Annotated in this window: 22 protein-coding genes and 1 tRNA gene; 12 read left to right on the top strand and 11 right to left on the bottom strand. The window is 40.1% G+C overall.

The annotated features are described in order from the left end of the window. Positions 1-20: 20 nt before the first annotated feature. The 3 genes from CFS60_RS10940 to recX are packed head-to-tail and all read right to left on the bottom strand — an operon-like array spanning position 21 to position 1,531. Positions 21-482 (bottom strand): dUTPase, encoded by a 462-nt coding sequence (locus CFS60_RS10940; RefSeq protein ID WP_088810921.1) that lies wholly within the window; start codon positions 480-482, stop codon positions 21-23. 12 nt (positions 483-494) lie between these two features. Beyond that, positions 495-719, bottom strand: coding sequence for a YfhJ family protein (locus CFS60_RS10935; RefSeq protein ID WP_088810920.1), 225 nt, complete (start codon positions 717-719; stop codon positions 495-497). Continuing rightward, complete coding sequence (gene recX, locus CFS60_RS10930) at positions 716-1,531, bottom strand: recombination regulator RecX (protein WP_088810919.1); 816 nt, start codon at positions 1,529-1,531, stop codon at positions 716-718. The genes CFS60_RS10935 and recX overlap by 4 nt, the downstream gene beginning before the upstream one ends. Before the next feature lie 81 nt (positions 1,532-1,612). On the opposite strand from recX, the gene CFS60_RS10925 reads away from it, so the two are divergent. Continuing rightward, a complete protein-coding gene (locus CFS60_RS10925; protein ID WP_088810918.1) occupies positions 1,613-2,527 on the top strand; it encodes a TIGR01777 family oxidoreductase in 915 nt (304 codons plus the stop codon). Between the two features lie 20 nt (positions 2,528-2,547). Here CFS60_RS10925 and mprF read toward each other — a convergent pair whose 3' ends face one another. Next, positions 2,548-5,130 (bottom strand): bifunctional lysylphosphatidylglycerol flippase/synthetase MprF, encoded by a 2,583-nt coding sequence (gene mprF, locus CFS60_RS10920; protein ID WP_088810917.1) that lies wholly within the window; start codon positions 5,128-5,130, stop codon positions 2,548-2,550. Between the two features lie 27 nt (positions 5,131-5,157). Then, positions 5,158-5,835: a VanZ family protein gene (locus tag CFS60_RS10915; protein ID WP_088810916.1), complete on the bottom strand. Its 678-nt coding sequence runs from the start codon at positions 5,833-5,835 to the stop codon at positions 5,158-5,160. Positions 5,836-6,017: 182 nt separating this feature from the next. Between CFS60_RS10915 and CFS60_RS10910 the strand changes: the two genes are divergently transcribed. The 3 genes from CFS60_RS10910 to CFS60_RS10900 all read left to right on the top strand — a co-directional run bounded on the left by CFS60_RS10910 (position 6,018) and on the right by CFS60_RS10900 (position 8,621). Then, positions 6,018-6,761 (top strand): MerR family transcriptional regulator, encoded by a 744-nt coding sequence (locus CFS60_RS10910; RefSeq protein WP_088810915.1) that lies wholly within the window; start codon positions 6,018-6,020, stop codon positions 6,759-6,761. 220 nt (positions 6,762-6,981) lie between these two features. Then, on the top strand, positions 6,982-7,173 hold the full coding sequence (locus CFS60_RS10905) for a DUF3311 domain-containing protein (protein WP_088810914.1): 192 nt from the start codon (positions 6,982-6,984) through the stop codon (positions 7,171-7,173). After that, positions 7,170-8,621, top strand: coding sequence for a sodium:solute symporter (locus CFS60_RS10900; RefSeq protein WP_088810913.1), 1,452 nt, complete (start codon positions 7,170-7,172; stop codon positions 8,619-8,621). Before CFS60_RS10905 ends, CFS60_RS10900 begins: the two co-directional genes overlap by 4 nt. A 16-nt stretch (positions 8,622-8,637) precedes the next feature. Here CFS60_RS10900 and CFS60_RS10895 read toward each other — a convergent pair whose 3' ends face one another. Together CFS60_RS10895 and rlmD are read right to left on the bottom strand one after the other, a co-directional pair. After that, the gene (locus CFS60_RS10895) at positions 8,638-8,955 is read right to left on the bottom strand and encodes a phage repressor protein (RefSeq protein ID WP_088810912.1); all 318 of its coding nucleotides are present in this window, start codon (positions 8,953-8,955) and stop codon (positions 8,638-8,640) included. A gap of 80 nt (positions 8,956-9,035) precedes the next feature. Continuing rightward, entirely contained in the window at positions 9,036-10,436 is a 1,401-nt protein-coding gene (rlmD, locus tag CFS60_RS10890) for a 23S rRNA (uracil(1939)-C(5))-methyltransferase RlmD (protein WP_088816238.1), read from the bottom strand. 133 nt (positions 10,437-10,569) lie between these two features. Here rlmD and CFS60_RS10885 point away from each other — a divergent pair, with 133 nt between their 5' ends. Next, the gene (locus tag CFS60_RS10885; RefSeq protein ID WP_088825873.1) at positions 10,570-11,214 is read left to right on the top strand and encodes a deoxynucleoside kinase; all 645 of its coding nucleotides are present in this window, start codon (positions 10,570-10,572) and stop codon (positions 11,212-11,214) included. A 33-nt stretch (positions 11,215-11,247) separates the two neighbouring features. Here the strand turns inward: CFS60_RS10885 and CFS60_RS10880 are convergent, their stop codons facing one another. Further along, entirely contained in the window at positions 11,248-12,105 is an 858-nt protein-coding gene (locus CFS60_RS10880) for a YihY/virulence factor BrkB family protein (RefSeq protein ID WP_088810910.1), read from the bottom strand. Positions 12,106-12,211: 106 nt separating this feature from the next. Here CFS60_RS10880 and CFS60_RS10875 point away from each other — a divergent pair, with 106 nt between their 5' ends. Next, a complete protein-coding gene (locus tag CFS60_RS10875) occupies positions 12,212-12,433 on the top strand; it encodes a DUF1128 family protein (protein WP_088810909.1) in 222 nt (73 codons plus the stop codon). On the opposite strand, the gene CFS60_RS10870 is transcribed toward CFS60_RS10875, so the two are convergent. Both CFS60_RS10870 and map read right to left on the bottom strand, forming a co-directional pair. Next, positions 12,413-13,222 (bottom strand): aminoglycoside N(3)-acetyltransferase, encoded by an 810-nt coding sequence (locus tag CFS60_RS10870; protein WP_088839245.1) that lies wholly within the window; start codon positions 13,220-13,222, stop codon positions 12,413-12,415. The genes CFS60_RS10875 and CFS60_RS10870 overlap by 21 nt on opposite strands. A 53-nt stretch (positions 13,223-13,275) precedes the next feature. After that, on the bottom strand, positions 13,276-14,034 hold the full coding sequence (map, locus tag CFS60_RS10865; protein WP_088810935.1) for a type I methionyl aminopeptidase: 759 nt from the start codon (positions 14,032-14,034) through the stop codon (positions 13,276-13,278). Positions 14,035-14,237: 203 nt separating this feature from the next. Between map and CFS60_RS10860 the strand changes: the two genes are divergently transcribed. Then, complete coding sequence (locus CFS60_RS10860; protein ID WP_088810907.1) at positions 14,238-14,684, top strand: flavodoxin; 447 nt, start codon at positions 14,238-14,240, stop codon at positions 14,682-14,684. Between the two features lie 61 nt (positions 14,685-14,745). Here the strand turns inward: CFS60_RS10860 and CFS60_RS10855 are convergent, their stop codons facing one another. After that, entirely contained in the window at positions 14,746-15,108 is a 363-nt protein-coding gene (locus tag CFS60_RS10855; RefSeq protein WP_088816225.1) for a hypothetical protein, read from the bottom strand. A 154-nt stretch (positions 15,109-15,262) separates the two neighbouring features. Here CFS60_RS10855 and CFS60_RS10850 point away from each other — a divergent pair, with 154 nt between their 5' ends. From CFS60_RS10850 to CFS60_RS10830, 5 genes are all read left to right on the top strand, one after another. Further along, positions 15,263-15,502 carry a lipopolysaccharide assembly LapA domain-containing protein gene (locus CFS60_RS10850; RefSeq protein ID WP_088810905.1) on the top strand — a complete coding sequence of 80 codons (240 nt, stop codon included), beginning with the start codon at positions 15,263-15,265 and terminating at the stop codon, positions 15,500-15,502. A gap of 112 nt (positions 15,503-15,614) precedes the next feature. Then, on the top strand, positions 15,615-16,847 hold the full coding sequence (locus CFS60_RS10845; protein ID WP_088810904.1) for an aminopeptidase: 1,233 nt from the start codon (positions 15,615-15,617) through the stop codon (positions 16,845-16,847). A gap of 97 nt (positions 16,848-16,944) precedes the next feature. After that, on the top strand, positions 16,945-18,198 hold the full coding sequence (locus CFS60_RS10840) for an MFS transporter (protein WP_088810903.1): 1,254 nt from the start codon (positions 16,945-16,947) through the stop codon (positions 18,196-18,198). A gap of 217 nt (positions 18,199-18,415) precedes the next feature. Next, on the top strand, positions 18,416-19,423 hold the full coding sequence (gene mreBH / locus CFS60_RS10835; RefSeq protein WP_088810902.1) for a rod-share determining protein MreBH: 1,008 nt from the start codon (positions 18,416-18,418) through the stop codon (positions 19,421-19,423). A gap of 96 nt (positions 19,424-19,519) precedes the next feature. Next, positions 19,520-19,593, top strand: a tRNA-Arg gene (locus tag CFS60_RS10830). Positions 19,594-19,645 lie beyond the last annotated feature (52 nt).

The following is a 19,645-nucleotide window of genomic DNA, read 5'->3' as shown; positions in this document are numbered from 1 at the left end:
CTGGGATTTTTATTTAAAATTTATTTACCAGTACTCCCAACACCACCAGCGCGTGACTCATTTGTCACATCGTCCACGTCAGCAACGAGATATTTTGTGAAAATACCTTGGGCAATTCGCTCGCCTTGTTCAATTTTAACACTAGCTTCGCCAATGTTTCGCATCGCAATTCCAATGTTTCCGTCATTCGAAGGATTCCCGTAATAAGATGCATCAATGATTCCTGTGTTATTTGATAAATTAAGTCCGCGTTTAATTCCAATCGAGGAACGCACGTAAACACTTAACACCTCATCAGCTTGCATGTAGGTCTTCACGTCTGTCCAGAAAACGTGCTGGCTCCCCGGGTGTAGTGTCACTTCTTCATTGGAGAAAAAGTCATACCCAGCTGACCCTTTATCTGAGCGAACGGGCAGTGTAATCGTTTGATTCAAAAATACTCGATTAGCATCCTTTACAACTTCAAAACCTCTTATTTTCATTTAAACTCTCCTTTATTTTCTCGAACTCACATGATGAAGCACAGCTCCGTGGCGTTCAATTTGTTGTTTGACATATTCATAAGCATATTCAGGTCCGCGGTACGGATAACCTGCTTTCGCATAAGAACTTTCAAAATCCGACCAAAGCATTTCCACCCAAAAGAGCGCTTTTTCTTTGTCTAAACTCGGATTTTTCGCTTGAAGCAATTGTACGAGTTCTTCTACATATTCATTCAATCTTGCTCCACCTCTTCAAAATCAATTTCATTTTCGGCTAGATAAGTTTGTATTGTATCATATTGAAAGCCTTTTTGCATGAGTGACTGAATGGTTTTTTGTTTCGCCTTCTTCGGACCAAGTCGTTTATTTTTCCGCATCAGCTTTTCAAGCTCTGCACCGAGAATTGCTTCGTCACTATTTTCATCTAAATCCGCTGTTGCGATGGCTGCCGCTTCTTTTGCAAGCTCGACGGTATAGCCTTTTTGCATTAAATCGGTCACAATTTTTTGTGTTAAAATTTTACGTGATGTCCGCTTGCCGCGGCGCGCAATTTTTGCTGCTTCTTTATTTGCGTTTTCTAATTGCATATCACTTGTATAAAACGGAAGTGTTTCGGCAATGAGTTCGCGCGTGATGCCTTTTTCAATGAGTTCGCGTTCAATTTTACCTTTTCCTTTTGTTGTCGTTTTCATTTGCGTTCTAATATACAGTTTCGCGAACTCGGCGTCATCTAAATAGTTCATTTCCACCAATTTTTGAATGACACTCGAAATATGTGCTTCTGAAATTTCCTGTTTTTTCAAATAGTCACGCACTTCTTTTTCTGACCGAACGCGGTGCGCTAAAAATTGAATGGCTTTATTTAAGCCTTTACGGACTTCATCTTCCTCGACGATTTTATCTATTAATTCATTGGTTAGCGGCATTTCTTTTTTTAGTTGAAATTTCACTAATACGGCTTCGTCTACACTGAATAAATAGTTTTCATCTACAAAAATGTTGTAACGTTCTTTGTTTTTTTGTTGGGCTTGAATCGCAGTTATTTTCATCAAAAAACCTCCTCTTCCATTGTATCACAGTTTTTATTTGAAGAAAGTGGGAATAGAACTAAGTAAAGAGGTGAGCCGATTATGAAAATTTTAATTGCCGGCGGAACTGGTTTCGTCGGGCGCCATTTAACGCATGACTTTGAAAAGACGATGGATGATATTTATATTTTGACGCGCGGCAACCAAGCCGATTATGCGAATGTCCATTTTATTAACTGGCTAACAGATGAAACCCCGCTTCCTGATTTAAAAGAACACGTTTTTGATGCGGTTATCAATTTAGCTGGTGTTAGTTTAGCCGACGGGCGCTACACGGAAGAACGAAAACGCGCCATTGTTTCGAGTCGCGTGGAAGCAACAGCCGCACTCCTAGCAATTGTTCGCAAAATGAATGTCCGACCAAAAGTATGGATTAATGCGAGCGCAATTGGCGTCTATCCTTCTTCTAAAACTGCCATTTATAGCGATTCCGAAGAAACACCTATGAGCCGTACCTTTTTAGCACGCACTGTTCACGAGTGGGAAGAAACGGCGATAAAAGCCGAACAATACGGCATTCGTGTTGCATTCGCCCGCTTTGGCCTCATTTTAGGAACAGACGGCGGTGCGTTTCCGATTTTCGAAAAAGCCTTCCGAAATTTCTTCGGTGGACGCTTCGGCAGCGGAAAACAATGGTATTCTTGGATCCACATTGACGACGTTATCTCTGCTATCCGCTTCATCATTCAAAAGGAAGAACTAGATGGCGCCATCAATTTGGTCGCTCCGCACCCCGTCCAAGAGAAAAAATTCGCCGAGCTACTTGGGAAGAAATTACATCGTCCGTACAAAACTCCCGTTCCTAAAAGAGCCATTAGACTCGCACTTGCGGATAAAGCTGCGATGATTTTAGATAGTCAACGCGTGTATCCAGATAAACTACTCGCCCATCATTTCGAGTTCACATTTAACACGCTAGAAGAAGCTTTGGACGATTTAATAAATGAAGAGGCGTAGCGCTTTGCTACGCCTCTTTATTATTCTTCGAACTCAGAAAGCGGGACTTCTAAAATTATTTGATTGTGGGATAATTGGCGTTTTTTCCCTACTAGAAGCATGAGTTGTAACATTGTAAAGGCAATGGAACTCCGTTTTCGGTAGGCGACAAATTTTTGCACCCAGACGTTGACGTATTTTGCCTTGTAGTTTCTAAGCCCTTTAAATCCGTAGAAACCTTGACTGTAGCGGTAAACAAGTCCCGCCATACGTTCGCCGAGAAACGCGTATTTGGATTCGCCGACATTGGCGAGTGGCGCCATCCCCATATTGAAAACTTGATAGCCATTTTCTTTCGCATCTTCAAACAAATTGATGAAGAGGAAATCCATAATACCTGATGGTGCTTCTTTGCCGTAGCGCATTAAATCAATCGAGGAAAGTTCATCGTTATAAGCAGGCATCATGGACGCAAAGGCGATGATTTTTCCAGCTTCATTTCTAGCAACCGCAACCCCCGCTTGTTCTAAATAATAGGTGTCGAAAAAGCCTAGAGAAAAACCTTTTTCCGTACGACCGTCTAGCCATTCATTGGATATTTTACGCAGCGTATTCCAAACATCAGAGCTAAACGGCGCTTCGAGAATCTCAAATTGATAGCCTTCGCGTTCAAATTTGTTCATTAAAGCGCGCTCCCCCTTTTTCTTTTTCCCAGAAAGAGAGAAGTTGGTGACATCAACGTAACCTTCCTCGCCTAGTTTAATAAAGTCAAAACCAATTTCGTGTAAGTATGGCAACATGTCCCCGCGGACTTCATAAAATACGGGGCGATAGCCGAACAAATCCGCTTTCTCAAGCAGTTCTAAAATGGCCGCATCACGCCGATTTGGATCCCCCGTAGGTTCGCCCATAATCACCATTTTATCGGCGATAATTCGGAAGCCAAAAAGGACGTCGCCATCTTGTGCCCAAAATAGCAATTTGTCGCGCAGAAACATGGTGTGGCTTACTTCATTGCCGCCCCACTTCTCTAAATGGGCGCGCACTTTTTCGGCTTCAAAAGGGCTGCCAAATTTTTCCTCGGATTGCGAGAAATAAATGTAGATGGCTACTAGGCAGATGACCGCGATGAGCATGCCGATGAAGCCGGTTACCCACACGTGTTCAGACGCAATTTCCAAGTATTCCGGAATTTGCTTTTTATGTTGGATGTTCGGCGAATTGTAAATACCGATGATAACATATCCGGCTAGGCAGGCAATAAAGATGACCGCATCCATGATGATTTTACTCCACGTGTACACAAATTTTTCACGGTAAAATTCTTTTCTCGCTAAATACACGCACAGTAAAATGATGCCAAGGAAAATCGCTTGTTTGATGGAAAATACACGCGCCAAGGTGTTGAAAATCGCGCAGCCTAGTATGATAATCGTTGTGATGTAGGCTTTTTTCGTTTTGCTTTCAATAGCTCGACCTAGGCCAAGCAGCAGAAAACCAAACGCGACGTTTGTAACCTGGGAGATGAACAGAAAACCAAAAGGCATGAGTTTATACAAAAATGGGACGTGGTAGATCGCAAATGGTGCAACAGAAGAAATAACGAGCAGTAAACCGCTGAAATAAACGAAAATAATAAGGAAACGATGCGCTAGTTTTTGTAAAAATAGAAAGGGTAAATTTTCTAAATAATCGTTAAATCGTTTGCCGGCTTTTTGTACGAAGAAAAATAAGCCTGCGATAAATGGGACAATGTAGTAAAAGATTCGGTAAAACAACAACCACACGAGTGCCAGTTCTTCTGAAACGCCTAGCTGCCCGAGGCCGTAAAGCATGACTAAATCAAATGTGCCGACACCGCCTGGAACCATTGAAATAATCCCAATAACAGAAGCGATGACGAAAAGTGGAAATACTTTCATCAAATCGACTGGTTCATTCATTAAAAAGCCAATGATGACAAAACAACCAAATGCAAAGCCCCATTCTAAAAGCGATGCAGAAATTAATGTCAACTCACGTTTTAGCGGCAAGTCTTCAAACAGCGACTTGCTTTTCCATTTGGTGACTGTAAATAAAATCGGAAAATAAAGTCCGCCGCCAAGAAGCCACGGCCAGTAGCTGATAAAATGATTCGCAAAATTTGGAATGGCCAGTGTTGTAAGGCCAATTAAACAGTAAATGGATAGTCCAGAAACTAAAAATAATGCTATTTTTGAAATCGCAAGTAAAATTTCTTTGTGTGATGCATTTTTCCCGTAAAAACTAGCGCGTAAAGAAGCGCCCAAAACGCCGCCAAAACCACCAATATTGGTGAATGTATTTGTAATCCAGCCTGAGGAGACAACGTGCATCGCTGAAAATTTCCCCGGTAAAAGTTTGACGATGACAAAATCATAAATAAGCATCGGCGTTACGGCAACTAGCCCGACAATGACCATAATAAAAATACTCTCCGGGCTTTGTGAAGTTAAATTTTGCTTGAGTGAGCTATAATCGACGGTCGTTAAAATGTTGATGACCTCGTAAATGACGAATAACATAATAAGAGAAACAAAGACGATTTTGACAATCTTACTATTTCTCTGGAAAAAATCATAGGCTTGTAGTAATTTTTCTTTCATTTCCATTCTCCTTCGCTTGTCAAAGAATTAACGCTTTCTTTTCCCAATTCGTTTTCGAAGCGTTGGTACGCTATACATCACAATAACGCCCAAACAACCACTTAAGGTGTTTAAAATCACATCGTCTATATCCGTTGAACGACCAGTTGGTAGCATAATACCATCAAAACCGGTAATCAGTGTTGTTTGTGCAAATTGAACGAGCTCAACCGTACAAGATGTAAGAAATACAACTAAAATGGCCATGCTTGCCCTTTTACAAATTTTAAAATAAAGTAAAAAGAAAGAAAGTGGTGCAAGAAGCAAAGCATTTCCTACAATTTGAATGATTGTCGGCATTGTCGGTAAAGTTTGTCTAACCGTATTTTCGATTGTTGTAAAAGGCTTGAGGTTAATCATATCCGTTTGAATGTAAAAATTCCCTATGTAAGTACTGCTAACAAAATCCCCCAAAGCAATGTACATAACAAGATGGTGTAATACAAACACGTATAAAATAAAAACAATAAACCAAACAAAATCAATACTCGTCTTTAAAACAGCTTTTTTTGTTAAAATAAAAGTAATGATAAGTAAAAACAATCCATTTGCGGCTGAATTAATGAGCTCGGGTCTGCTCCCAAATTGGAGCGCTAGTGTAATCCCGTACCCGAGATATAAAATCGGAAGGCAAAGGACAAGATATTTTAAATTTCGTGCTTGCATTAAAAAGGTTCACGCCTTCCAAATTTTTTCTATACGTCTAGTGTAGCAGATAGGTCCCTTCTTGAAAAGCGTTCCCACGTATATTCTAGCTTACATTTTTGCAAGCCTAAAATTAATTAAAAAATCTAGTTGACCTTGACGTAACGTTAAGGTTTACAATATGAATACGGAGGTGGTTGGAATTGGAATACACAATTCAAAAGGTGGCGAAACTAGCTGGTGTAAGTGCACGTACACTACGCTATTATGACGAGATTGGGCTTTTAAAACCGGCAAGGCTCTCGACAAGTGGCTACCGAATATACGGGCAACGGGAGCTTGATTTGCTACAACAAATTTTGTTCTATCGTGAGATGGATCTGGCTCTTCCTGAAATTAAAGCGCTCGTCACGGACCCTACTTTTCAGCCAAAAGAGGCTCTAAAAAGTCACCGGCAGGAACTCCTTCGTAAAAAAGAACGACTTGATGCGTTGATTCGAAATGTCGAGAAAACGCTTGAAAACATGGAAGGAATGGTGAACATGTCTGACAAAGAAAAATTTGAAGGATTTAAGAAAGATTTAATTGAAAAAAATGAAGCAAAGTACGGCGATGAAATTCGTGAAAAATACGGCGACGAAACGGTCGATGCGAGCAATGCGAAAATGATGAACCTTTCGGAAGATGATTTTGCGAAGATGGAGGCGTTAAATGACAAGCTATTTGACTTGTTGGAACGCGTAAAAACGGATGCGACCTTGCAGGAAGACATCTATTTGGCTCATAAAGAATGGCTCTCCTTCTCTTGGCCAGATTATTCGGAAGAAGCACACATTGGTCTTGTGAACATGTATGTGGACGACGATCGCTTTAAAGCTTACTATGACAACCGCGGCGGAGCTGGAACTGCCGAACGACTTCGCGATGCTGTCATGGCTTCACTTTAGGAAAAAATCCCACTTTCAGTTTGAAAGTGGGATTTTTGGTGTCTTAACGCTTTTTATGGTATCTTTTGTATAGTAAACTTTATGGAGGATTTTATATGGCAAAAAAATCAACGGATAAAAAACTGCTCATTAAAATTTCGGTGGCAGTTGTGCTCGGACTTTTAGCTTTTGATGCGATTATTATTTGGGCATTAATGCAGTAAATTTTAGGAGGAAAAATATGAAAAAGTGGTTGCTTATTATCCCCTTTTTATTTATTTTAGGTGGGATTCCATTTGCAAATCGAATTTACCCACTTATCTTTGGAATTCCATTTGTTTTAGCTTATATTGCGGCGGGTGTTATTCTGTCCTCTATCATTTTGTTTCTTTTGTATAAATGGGAACAAAACGGGGAGGATAATTTATCATGACGGCGCTTTTTATTATTTCGGCCTTTTTTATTTTAACGATTATTTTAGCAATTCGCGCGAAGCAAAAACAAAAAATGACACTTGAAAATTGGGCGGTCGGGAACCGAAGCTTTAATACTGTATTTGTCTTTCTTTTAACGGCGGGTGAAGTGTATACGACGTTCTCGTTTTTAGGTGGGAGCGGCTGGACGTATTCGAAGGGGATTTCAGCGGTTTATGTGATGGTTTACATTGCGCTTTCTTATGTTTCGTCTTATTTCTTACTTCCGCTTATTTGGTCTTATGCGCATGAGCATCGCCTTGTTTCACAGTCTGACTTTTTTGCTAAAAAATATGATAGCAAATGGCTTGGCGTTATCGTGGCTATCGTGGGCGTTATCGCGATTATTCCCATTATCGTCATTCAGCTAAAAGGGCTTGGCATCATAGTTTCGCTCACATCATATGGAAAAATCCCAATGAATGCTGCGATAATAATTGGAACGCTCGGCATCATTTTATATTCCGTTCTTTCAGGAATTCGCGGCGTTGCTTGGATTTCCGTTTTAAAAGATTTTATGATTTTATTTGTCATTGTGTTTATGGGAATTTATTTGCCACTTCACTATTTTGGCAGTTACGGCGAACTTTTCACACAAGTAGCTGCAATTAAGCCAGAACTGCTAACATTTCCAGAAACCACTTACACGGTAACTTGGTTTATTAGTACTGTTCTCTTTTATGTGCTCGGTTTTTATATGTGGCCGCAAGTTTTCGCGTCTACGTTTACCGCAAAAAACGCAAATACTTTCCGTAAAAATGCGATAATCAGCCCAATTTACACGCTCATGCTATTATTTGTCATTTTCATCGGATTTACAGCCGTCATTAAAGTGCCCGGCTTGCAAGGTGACGAAAGCGATCTTGCACTCATTCAGCTCGCCATTCAAAGCTTTAACCCGTTTTTCGTGGGTATCATTGGGGCGGCGGGCATGCTCACCGCACTTGTGCCGGGTTCGATGCTCTTAATGACAGCGAGTACCTTATTTTCTAAAAACATTGTCTTTGGGTTAAAAGGAAGCTACAACGAGGCGCGTGTCGCAAGGTTGTCCAAACTTTTCGTGCCGCTTCTTGGCGCCCTTTCTTGCGTGTTCGTTTTCCAAGGTGGCAATGCGCTTGCAGCGATTCTTCAAGTGGGCTACAGTCTCATTGTGCAGCTTTGTCCGGCGCTCTTTGCAAGTTTGATGAAGCGTAATCCAGTGACAACGGCCGGCGCCATTTCAGGAATTGCAACGGGGATTTTAATTACCATTTTTGTCAGCAATTACAGCATGACGCTTGCAACGATTTTCCCTGACTTGCCGCGCACAATTAGCGATATTAACATTGGCTTCCTGCCACTACTGGCAAATATTCTCGTCACTTTTATAGTTAGCGCATTCACGAAAAAGGAGAATTTTCGGCATTAAAAAAAACTTGGCATGATTACCAAATTTTGACTACTTTTCCAAAAATATTTCTACGTTTGACCCAACCATTTACAAAGCCATGGTTATTCGAAATTTGAAATTCCATTTCATTATTGCGCGAACGCACGGCAGAAATCAGGTGCGTATAGTAGTTCCCTTTTACTTTACAAAAAACGATTGTTTTCGGTTCTAATAAAGTGTGTTCATTCACGGGTTCTAAACTAACTGGCTGATTTGACTTAATGATGGGCAACATAGAATTACCCGCTTCTTTGTACTTCTCGATGAACTGGCCATTTTGAAGTAAGGAAGCGATGTAGCTTGCCTTGGACATAAATTCTCCCTCCTTTTCATGTCTAAATGTAACATATAGCCTACAGTTTGTAAACAAAAAAAAGCTGATTCCGCGGGGGATCAGCTTTTTACTTTTTTCTTTTGATTTGATTTTAGCGACAGCTTCACGACACACTCCACGTGGCTTGTCATCGGGAACATGTCGACCGGTTGCAAATACCGAATACGATAGCGTTTTTCGAATAAAGCTAAGTCGCGGGCTAACGTAGAAGGATTGCATGACACATAGACAAGTTGCTTCGGACGAGCGCTTAAAATGGCTTGCGTTAAACTTGCATCAAGTCCAGTTCGCGGCGGGTCAACAATGATTGCGTCAGGCGCGTAGCCTTCACTTCGCCAATTTTGGAAGACTTCTTCTGCCGTTCCAGTCACATAATGTGCGTTTGTAATTCCGTTTTTCACCGCATTGTTTTGCGCATCTAAAACGGCTTCACGGACCACGTCCATGCCGCGCACTTCTTGTACTTTTTTAGCGAGCGAAAGCCCAATTGTGCCCACGCCGCAATACGCATCGACAATTTTTTCATCGCCAGTTAGCGTAAGCGCTTCTGAAACTTCCTCGTATAAACGATTCGTTTGCTTCGGATTGAGCTGGAAAAAGGCACGTGCCGATAAATCAAAATGAAGCTCTTTAAGCGCCTCTTCAATGCTTGCCTTTCCATCTAAAAGAAGCGTCTTATCTCCAAAAATTAGAGACGTCTTATCAGAATTGATGTTTTGCATGATTGATACAATTTCTGGGTGGCGCGCCTTAATTTCTGTTAGGATTTCTTGTTTTTTCGCAAATTTTTCGCTTGTCGTCACAAAAACAAGTTGCACCTCATCCGTTTCAACGCCCACGCGGACAACAATTGTGCGGATGAATCCTCGGCCGGTTGCTTCATCATACGCGGATATCCCGTATTTCGTAAGTAAATCGCGCACCGAATTCGTGATTTCAACCGTCCGCTCATCTTGTACGAGACAATCACTTGTTGGCACAAGTTCGTGTGAATCCGCACCAAAAAGACCTGTCACGATAGCGCCGTCTTGATTAGTTCGCGCTTGAAATTGGCTTTTATTGCGGTACCGGAACGGGTCTTCCATACCAATTGTATCGCGAATTTTCATTTTGTCGGTATTGAACGTTGTATGTTTCTTCAGCGCTTGAATTAAAATATCTTTTTTAAACTGTAGTTGCGCCGAATAGGATACGTGTTGCAACTGACAGCCCCCACATGCTTCGTATACGGGACAAGGCGCGACAACCCGATTGGTTGATGGTTTTCTGATTTTACGCACCACGGCTTCACTGTATTTTGGCGCTGTTTTAGTCACTTTTACGACGACCTCTTCATCCGTCAGTGCGCCTTTAACAAAAATAATAGTTCTTTTAAAATATCCGATTCCTTCGCCGTTAATTCCCATTTTTTTGATGGTGAGTGGGAATTCTTGTCCGACCTTGATTTGCGCTTCGCTCAACATGCTCTCCTCCATTCATTCTTTCTTATACTACCAAAAATTGCGAGTTTTGTCATGGCTGTTTTTAGCTAAAATTTGGTACAATAGCCATATCAGCCTTGGTTTTACTGAACGAAGGAGGCTTTTTGAAAGGATGGAAAAAAACGTGATTGTACTTGCTGGAATGATTGGCGCTGGTAAAAGCAGCTATACGGAGCTGATTGCAAAGGAACTTGGTTCAAAGGCATTTTATGAGAGTATTCAAGATAATCGCATTCTTGAAATGTTTTATAGCGACCCGAAACGCTGGGCTTTTGCGCTACAAATTTATTTTTTAAATACGCGTTTTCGTAGCATTAAACGCGCCCTTTTAGATCAAAATAATGTTTTAGATCGCAGCATTTATGAGGATGCGCTTTTCACGAAAATTAATTTTGAGGACGGGAATATTTCGGAGCCGGAAATGGATACGTATTTGGATTTACTGGACAACATGATGGAAGAGATTAGTACGCTTCCGAAAAAGTCGCCTGATCTGCTCATTTATTTGCGCGGAAGTTTAGAAACGGTTTTAAAACGCATTAAACTGCGCGGACGTCCTTATGAGCAAATTGAGCTTAATCCCGCCTTGCTGGACTATTACACCACCTTGAATGCGCGTTATGATGACTGGTTTGACGCTTACGATCATAGTGACACGCTTGTTGTCAACATTGACGAAATTGATATCCACAATGAAGCGGATGCGGTTTATTTTATGGACTTAATTCGCGCTAAGCTAAATGAAATTCGGTCATAAAAAAAGGACTGGCGATAAAATCGCCAGTCCTTTTTAATTGATTTCGCCGACTGCTCTTCTCTGTTTTAAAATGAGAAGTGTCGCATTGATTTCGCCGCCAATCATTAAAATAATGCCTGTCAGATAAAACCATAACATTAAAATAATGATGACACCGATACTGCCGTATGTCGCTGAATAGTTGCCAAAATTATTGACGTAAAATGCAAAACCCATTGATGTAAGCGACCATCCGACTGTTGAAAAAAGCGCACCTGGTAAGATTTTAAACAAATGATTGCGCTTCGCTGGTGCAACCCAATATAAAAATGTAAAAACAACAAAAATAACAATGACTGTTACTAACCAGCGAATATTATTCCAGAAATCTATGACCTCAGGTGAAACATGCAGATGGTCAAAAACGAATAAGCCAATTTGTTGACCGAATACAAGTAAAATTAACGTGATTGCAACCGTTGCTAACATCGCGAGTGTAAAAACCATCGATACAAAACGCTTGATGAAATAATTACGTCTGTCGCTTACACTGTATGCTTTGTTAAGTGCTTTTGTGACAGCATTCATACCATTTGAAGCTGACCAAAGTGTCCCAATAATCCCAATCGATAGCAACCCACCATTTCGGTTTGAGAGCAACGAATCTAAATTGCTTTCTAAAAAGTTAATAATTTCTTTTGGAGCGAACTCTTGAATTAAATTAAAAACAGCATCTTTATCTATATTTAAATAGGCGAGTAATGTCGCCGCAATTAAAAGCATCGGAAAGATTGAAAAAAGCATATAATAGGCTAGCTGTGCGGCACTTCCAGAAACATCATTCTTTCCAAAACGCTCGATAATAATGCGGATAAAACGATATAGCGGGTGCCTCGTTAGCATTTTTAGCATAAAAAATTCCTCCTTCCAACCATTTTTTCTAGTCCTTTAAAATTCGCGCACCATGTTATTTTATGATAAAATGCTTTTTATTACGAATAAAAAGGGGCCAAACCGTATGAATTTAGAAAATCCCTCTCAAGAAAATGTGGATTTTATGTTAAAAGAGATTACTTCCAAACTAAAAATGGTAAACAGCGGTGTATTTGAAAATTTAAAACTCGAAAACATTCATTATGATAGATTGCTCGATTTATATACGTTAATTCACCGCAAAAAATTGATTAGCCCTAGGGAAATGCAATTATTTGCTGAAGAATTAAGCTTCATTCGTATTTAAGTAGTTTTCCGCAAAATCAACAAATTCTTTTAAATCGAATATTTTAGACGGGGCGAGCGCAATTTCTTTTTTGTGGCTCCCCTTTTCTTTTTCAAAAACTTCGCCGATTTTTAAGAACGCTTCGCTGTTGTAATTCTTTTCTTCAAACATTTGGATAACCCGCGCATTGTTTTTAAGCAGTGTCGCTCTATTCATTTTATTTGCGACTTTGTTTGAGCGTTCTTCTGCCAAATGAAGCGATGTGTTTGAATCATTATCAACACCGAACAAAACGATTTTACTACCTGTTATTTGATACAGCTTCCCTAAAGGAGAATTTTCCCCAAAACCATGTTCTAAAGAGTGATTTTCGAGGATTTCTGCCGCGTGTTTCCCCCAAGCTGTGAAGGAATAAAAGGGGTGATTGCTCCTTGACACTTCTGGAAGTGCTCGGAAAGTTTCTGCGATAACACCCATTTTATAGCTCGGTGTTCGGTTTGGATCAAAGACTGGCATTGTTTCTCTGATTTCTTCCCACCATTCTTTTGGTACTGGAGGGTTTTCCCAATTTTCCGGGTCGGACAAGCCTCCTGTTTGAGCAGGCATGACAATCGTTCCACTTTTCGTTATAACCGTTTGCAGTGCATCAATAAGTGTAATAGCACCGCCACAAATCCAGCCAGCTTGTGACATGGAGGCGTGAAAAATAATCGTGTCCCCTTCTTTTAAGCCGGCTTCTCTAAATTCAGTGAGCAAACGTTCTTTAGTGAATGGGACTTTTGTTCTTTGTATTGTAAGCTTCTCCCCCATTTTATCCCTTCTTTCTTAAAAAACTGCAACATGTGTATGTTGCAGTTTTGTCTTTAGTCGTTTTCACCTTGATAAGTCAAAATTTCTGGACCATTTTTTGTAATCGCAATCGTATGTTCATATTGCGCAGAAAGTGAGCCATCAACAGTTCGAGCTGTCCAGCCATTATCGTCCATTTTAGCACGCCAATCACCAATATTTACCATTGGTTCAATTGTAATTACCATGCCTTCTTTTAAGCGAGGTCCTTTACCGGGTTGTCCGTAATGTGGGACTTCTGGTTTTTCATGTAATGTTGGGCCAACACCGTGACCGATGAAATCACGTACGACACTTAACTTTTCGTTTTCGACATACGTTTGAATGGCATGACCGATGTCGCCAATTCGATTTCCGACTTGAGCTTGTTCAATTCCAAGATAAAGTGATTTGCGCGTTACTTCCATTAAATGCTTCACTTCGTCGCTCACTTCACCGACAGCATAAGTCCAAGCTGAATCTGCAAGCGCTCCGTGATAATTCACGACCATATCAACCGTCACTATATCGCCTTCTTTTAAAGGGGTTTTGCGCGGAAAACCATGGCAAATTTCATCATTAATGCTTGCACATGTCGCATACTCATATCCTTCAAAGCCTTTTTGTTCCGGAGTAGCTCCTTGGCTTTTTAAAAACTTTTCTGTAAACACTTCAATATCCCAAGTTGTAATGCCTGGTTGAATTAATTTTGCGATTTCTTGGTGTGTTGCAACTAAAATATCGCCAGCACGTTTCATTTCGTCAATTTCGCGGCGTGATTTAAGTGTGATCATTTCGTTTTTCATCCTCCCTAAAAAATTCCACTATTCTTTATTATAACCTTCTACTAGCATAAAATAAAGTATTCTATAAAAAAGGTTGCACAATTTTTTCGAACATTTATAATAGAGTTATTGGTGAAGACTTTATCAAGCTATCCATTTTTTTACATTATGAATAGCTGTTCACAAAATTCTTAGAAAATGGTGGTTAGAAGATGGCAAAAGTGATGATTGTTTATGCAAGTATGACTGGAAACACTCAAGAAATTGCGGACATCTTAGGTGAAGAATTAGAGAAATACGATATTGAAGTTGAAATCGAAGAGTGTATCAATGTTGAACCGGAAGATTTACTTGACTACGACGGAGCGCTTATCGGTGGTTACACGTATGACGACGGTCAACTTCCAGATGAATTTGTTGATTTTTATGAGGATATGGCTGATGTAGACTTTTCTGGAAAAGTTTGTGCATCGTTCGGGTCGGGCGATACATTTTATGATGAGTTCTGCTTAACAGTAGACCTTGTTGAAACCCGCTTAAAAGAACAAGGTGCGACAGTCCCTGTTGCTGGGCTAAAAGTAGATTTAGACCCTGACGAAGAGGACGTTGAGCGTGCAGAAGCTTATGCTAAAACATATGTGGACGTGCTTTTAGGCTAAGAAAATTATAGTTTTCTACAAAATAAAAGAACTAAGCCAGTGACTGGCTTAGTTCTTTTATTTAATCTTGATTTTGATTTTTAAATGATGGAATGAATACGAATAATGCTAAAATGATGCATAGCGCGCATGTAATGGGACGGATAAATAAAATCGACTGATAACCTGGTTCAATAAAGAAACCAACTAATGCAAGCATTCCCCAAGTAGCCACAGCGGTTAAGCTTAAATAACGGTTATTTTTCCCCACTAAGTATAAAATACTTGCCGTAACCATTAGGCTTGAACATATGTAACCAAATCGTCCCATTTCTTCTGCAGAAACACTAAAAATATTGACCAACACAACGTTTTGAGTATTTATCTGAAAAATAAAACCCGTAACAGCAACTGTAAATGACAATAACGCAATAAAAATTCTCATAAATTCCCCATCTTCTTTTTTTTAAATACATTATATCAATTTTTATGCAAAAAAAAATACGTTTTATAAAAAGTTCGAAATATTGTCAAATTTATTCTTATCGTTTGTTTTTTCTCCGATTATTCCTTATGATAATTGAAAAGGAGGAATCGAGATGGCCAATGATCAAGCAACACCTAAAAAAAACAGTACGAAGAAACCAGTTCCTGTTAAACTAATCGTTAGTGCAATTTTAGTTGTTTTTATTATTATTTTTGCAGCTGTGAATGCCGAAAAGGTTCGTGTAAACTTCATTTTCATGCATGTTGAAATGCCTTTAGTTCTCGTGATTTTATTTTCCACATTAATTGGTGCTTTAATCATGTTTGGTTTTAGTTATTTTAGAAAAAAATAATGAATTGACCTGTACAATATAAAAATGTGCAGGTTTTTTCTTGCTCAATCGTTGCTTTCCCAGTAATTTTAAGCTACTATTATCTTATCGAAAAAGATAGGTGTGATATATTGTGACAAAATTTAATGAAAAGTTAAACAAATACGCTGAACTAATCGTTAAAGTTGGTGTGAATGTTCAGCCAAATCAAAAAGTTGTGATTGCTTCTAGCATCGAATCGGCGCCTCTTACGCGTTTAATTACCAAGTATGCATTTGAAGCAGGTGCTTTAGATGTGATTGTAAATTGGAATGATGAAGCGGTAACACTTGAGCGCTATCACAGCGCCCCGCTGTCCGTTTTTGAAACAGCTCCTGAACATCGCGTGAAAGAACGAACTGAACTCGCTAAAGAAGGTGCTTGTTTTATTTCCATCGTATCAGAAAATCCTGATTTACTTAAAGACGTAGCAAGTGAAAAAATTTCTGCTAACCAAAAAACTATGGGAGAAGCACTTAGTGAATTCCGTGAACTCTCAATGGCGAATGTTGTAAGCTGGACTGTTGTGGCAGCTGCTTCTGCTGGCTGGGCAGAGAAAGTATTTCCTGACTTACCACTCGAAAAACAAGTTCCAACACTTTGGGAAACCATTTTTGAAACAACGCGCGTCAATACGGATAATCCCGTTGAAACTTGGAAAAACCACGATACTACTTTAAATGCTAAAGCAAATGAATTAAACGAAAAACAATTTAAAACATTACATTACACAGCTCCGGGAACTGACCTTTATATTGGTTTACCGGAAGATCACGTTTGGGTGGGTGCTGGTAGTTATAATGCAAAAGGGCATGAATTTATGGCAAATATGCCGACGGAAGAAGTTTTCTGTTGCGCGGAAAAAACGAGCGTGAAAGGTTACGTTTCTAGTACAAAACCGTTAAGTTACTCTGGAAACGTTATCGATAACTTTAAACTTACTTTTGAAGATGGTCGTATTGTAGGCGTTGAAGCTGAAAAAGGACAGGATATTTTACAAGATTTAGTGAATACAGATGAAGGCTCTCACTATTTAGGCGAAGTGGCGCTCGTTCCAGATCCGTCCCCGATTTCACAAAGCGGTATTTTATTCTACAACACGCTATTTGATGAAAATGCTTCAAACCATTTAGCAATCGGAAGCGCTTATGCGTTTAACATTAAAAACGGTGAAAACATGAGTCGTGAGGAACTTGACGCGCGCGGTGTTAACACGAGTTTAACGCATGTTGACTTTATGATTGGTTCAGATAAGATGAACATTGATGGCATCACGAAATCAGGTGAAACGATTCCTGTATTCCGTAATGGCGACTGGGCATTTTAAAATCCTTTGCGTTTAACATATACCGCGTGAAAGCTCCCTCCTGCTTGCAATTTCGGGAGGGGCTTCTTTTATTTTAAACAGAGAAAGAAGGTATATGATGAGATTTTCTACATGGGATATTAATTTAAAAGTGCGCCTTTTTGGGGAGGCACTGCTTGATATTTCTTTTTGGACGGTGTTCCCTTTTTTGACTTTATATTTTTCAGAAGCGATTGGGCGGCAAACAACGAGCTTGCTCCTGATTGTTTCGCAACTTTTGGCCGTTATTACTGCGTTACTCGGTGGCTATTTCGCTGATGTTTACGGACGAAAACGGATGATGAGCATTTCCGTTGTTGGTGAAGGAATTGGTTTTTTAATCTTTGCCATTGGGGCGCTTTCGTTTGTTGACTCACCGTACCTGAGCTTTTTTGGATTCACGATTGCGAGTATTTTTATGGCGTTTTATCAGCCGGCGAGCCAGGCGATGATTGCTGACGTTGTGAAGCCAGAACATCGTAGCCATGTTTATTCGGTTTTCTACATGATGATTAACATCGCCGTTGTGATTGGCCCAATTATTGGGGCGGTCGTCTTTAACAGCTTCACCGTTCAGACGCTACTCGCGATTACATTTTTTGATATTGTTCTTCTTTTTCTTTTGCAAAAATTTGGTCATGAAACGGCGCCGCTCGCGCTAAACCCAGTCTTAAGAAAGGAACAAGCGAGCAAAAATATTTTAACCGTTTTAATGGAGCAAATTAAAAATTACCAATTAATTTTCAAAGATAAAATATTTTTCCTCTACATTTTAGCTGGCGTCATTATTTCGCAATCTTTCATGCAACTTGACCTTCTATTCCCGCTTTATATTAAAGAAGTCATTGGCGCATCAAGCTTGTTTGGTATCCCGCTTAGCGGCGAAAAACTATTTGGCGTCGTCGTTTCCATCAACGGCTTTTGTGTTGCGTTACTCACTGTGTTTATGACACGCTGGATGACACGTTACAAGGAAAAATTTGTCTTTATGAATTCCTCGTTCTTATACGGCATCGCTATTATGTGTTTTGCCATTTCAACAGGCGCACTTGGTGCCATTTTCGCTATCATTTTATTTAGTTTTGCTGAACTGATGACTGTAGGTATACAGCAAAATTTCGTTTCCAAACTAGCACCGGAAGATAAGCGGGCGATGTATTTCTCGGCGGCGGGCCTTCGGTATACGCTCGGGAAAGTCATTGCTCCACTTGCCATTACGCTTGCGACATTCATTGGGTATTTTTATACTTTTGCGATTATTGCCAGTTTGGCGGTCATTAGTGGACTGATTTATTACGTTATGTACATTCAATATGAAAAAGCACATCATTAAACGTGTCGCGGCAATCGCATTTTAAACGATGGTCGCGACATGTTTTTTTATTACAGAGATTACGGTGAATTTACTTTCTTCAAAAAAAGAAAAGGTTCTGATTAACATTTCTTATCATGAAGCTAAATCTGGTGCTTAACGCGCGAAAAAGCTTTATACTGTTCCATAAGGCCTTTTGTGCCGAGTATTTTATTGTTAAAGAAAGTTAGGTGTTAAAATGTTTGGGAGTTCAACAATTGGGATTGATTTAGGTACGGCGAACATCCTCGTCTACAGCAAATCAAAAGGTATCATTTTAAACGAACCTTCTGTAGTAGCTTTAGACACACACACGAAACAAGTTTTAGCGATTGGAACAGAAGCTAAAAATATGATTGGAAAAACACCTGCGTCTATCGTGGCGATACGGCCAATGCGAGATGGAGTTATTGCAGATTTTGATATTACTAGCGGCCTTCTTCAGGAAATTATGCGACGGATTAACGCAGCAGGCGGAGGTTTTAAGAAACCAAAAGTAATCGTTTGTACGCCTACGGGAGCAACTTCCGTTGAACGTCGCGCGATTACCGATGCGGTTAGCAGCATGGGGGCGCGCTCTGTCGTTCTAATTGAGGAACCTGTAGCCGCCGCAATTGGAGCCGATCTTCCGGTTGACGAGCCACTGGCGAACACCATTGTCGACATTGGTGGTGGAACGACTGAAATTGCGATTATTTCTTATGGAGGGGTTGTATCTAGTACCTCGATTCGAACTGGCGGCGATCATATCGATGAAGAAATCATCGCGTACATTCGGAAAAATTATAACGTTTTAATTGGCGAATCCACAGCTGAACGCGTCAAAATGGAACTCGGCTACGCGCCTATCCCGCATGCGGAAAAAACAATGGAAGTTCGCGGACGCGATTTACTCACTGGTCTTCCGAAAGTGGTAGAAATTTCCTCGAATGAAATCCAACATGCGATTTCTGAACTATTAAATCGTGTTTTGGAAGCAATCCGCCTGACGCTTGAAAAATGCCCTGCGGAATTAAGTGGCGATATTGTTGACCGCGGCATTGTTTTAACTGGTGGCGGTGCCCTCATTCAAGGCTTACAAGAATGGCTTGTAAAACAAATTGATGTGCCAGTACATATGGCGCCAAGTCCGATGGAATCGGTTGCGATTGGCACAGGAAAATCACTGGAGTATATCGAAAAATTAGATAAGCTAGCTGGAAAATAAAAAAAGCGTGTGAACCTTGTTAAAATAAGGATCACGCGCTTTTTATTTCCTTGAAAAGTCGCTCTTAGTTTGATAAAATTAATTCGTTAGGCTTTTGTCCTGGTAGCTCAGTAGGATAGAGCGACAGCCTCCTAAGCTGTAGGTCGTGGGTTCGATTCCCTCTCAGGACATCTATAAAAAGAAACATAGGTAAGCAAAAATCCAGTAATAATTCCATCTTTC

Origin of the sequence: Listeria sp. ILCC792, assembly GCF_900186135.1 — a bacterium.
GTDB classification, from domain to species: domain Bacteria; phylum Bacillota; class Bacilli; order Lactobacillales; family Listeriaceae; genus Listeria; species Listeria goaensis.
The sequence above is the reverse complement of the archived record's forward strand: the minus strand, read 5'-3'. Positions and strand labels throughout refer to the sequence as shown.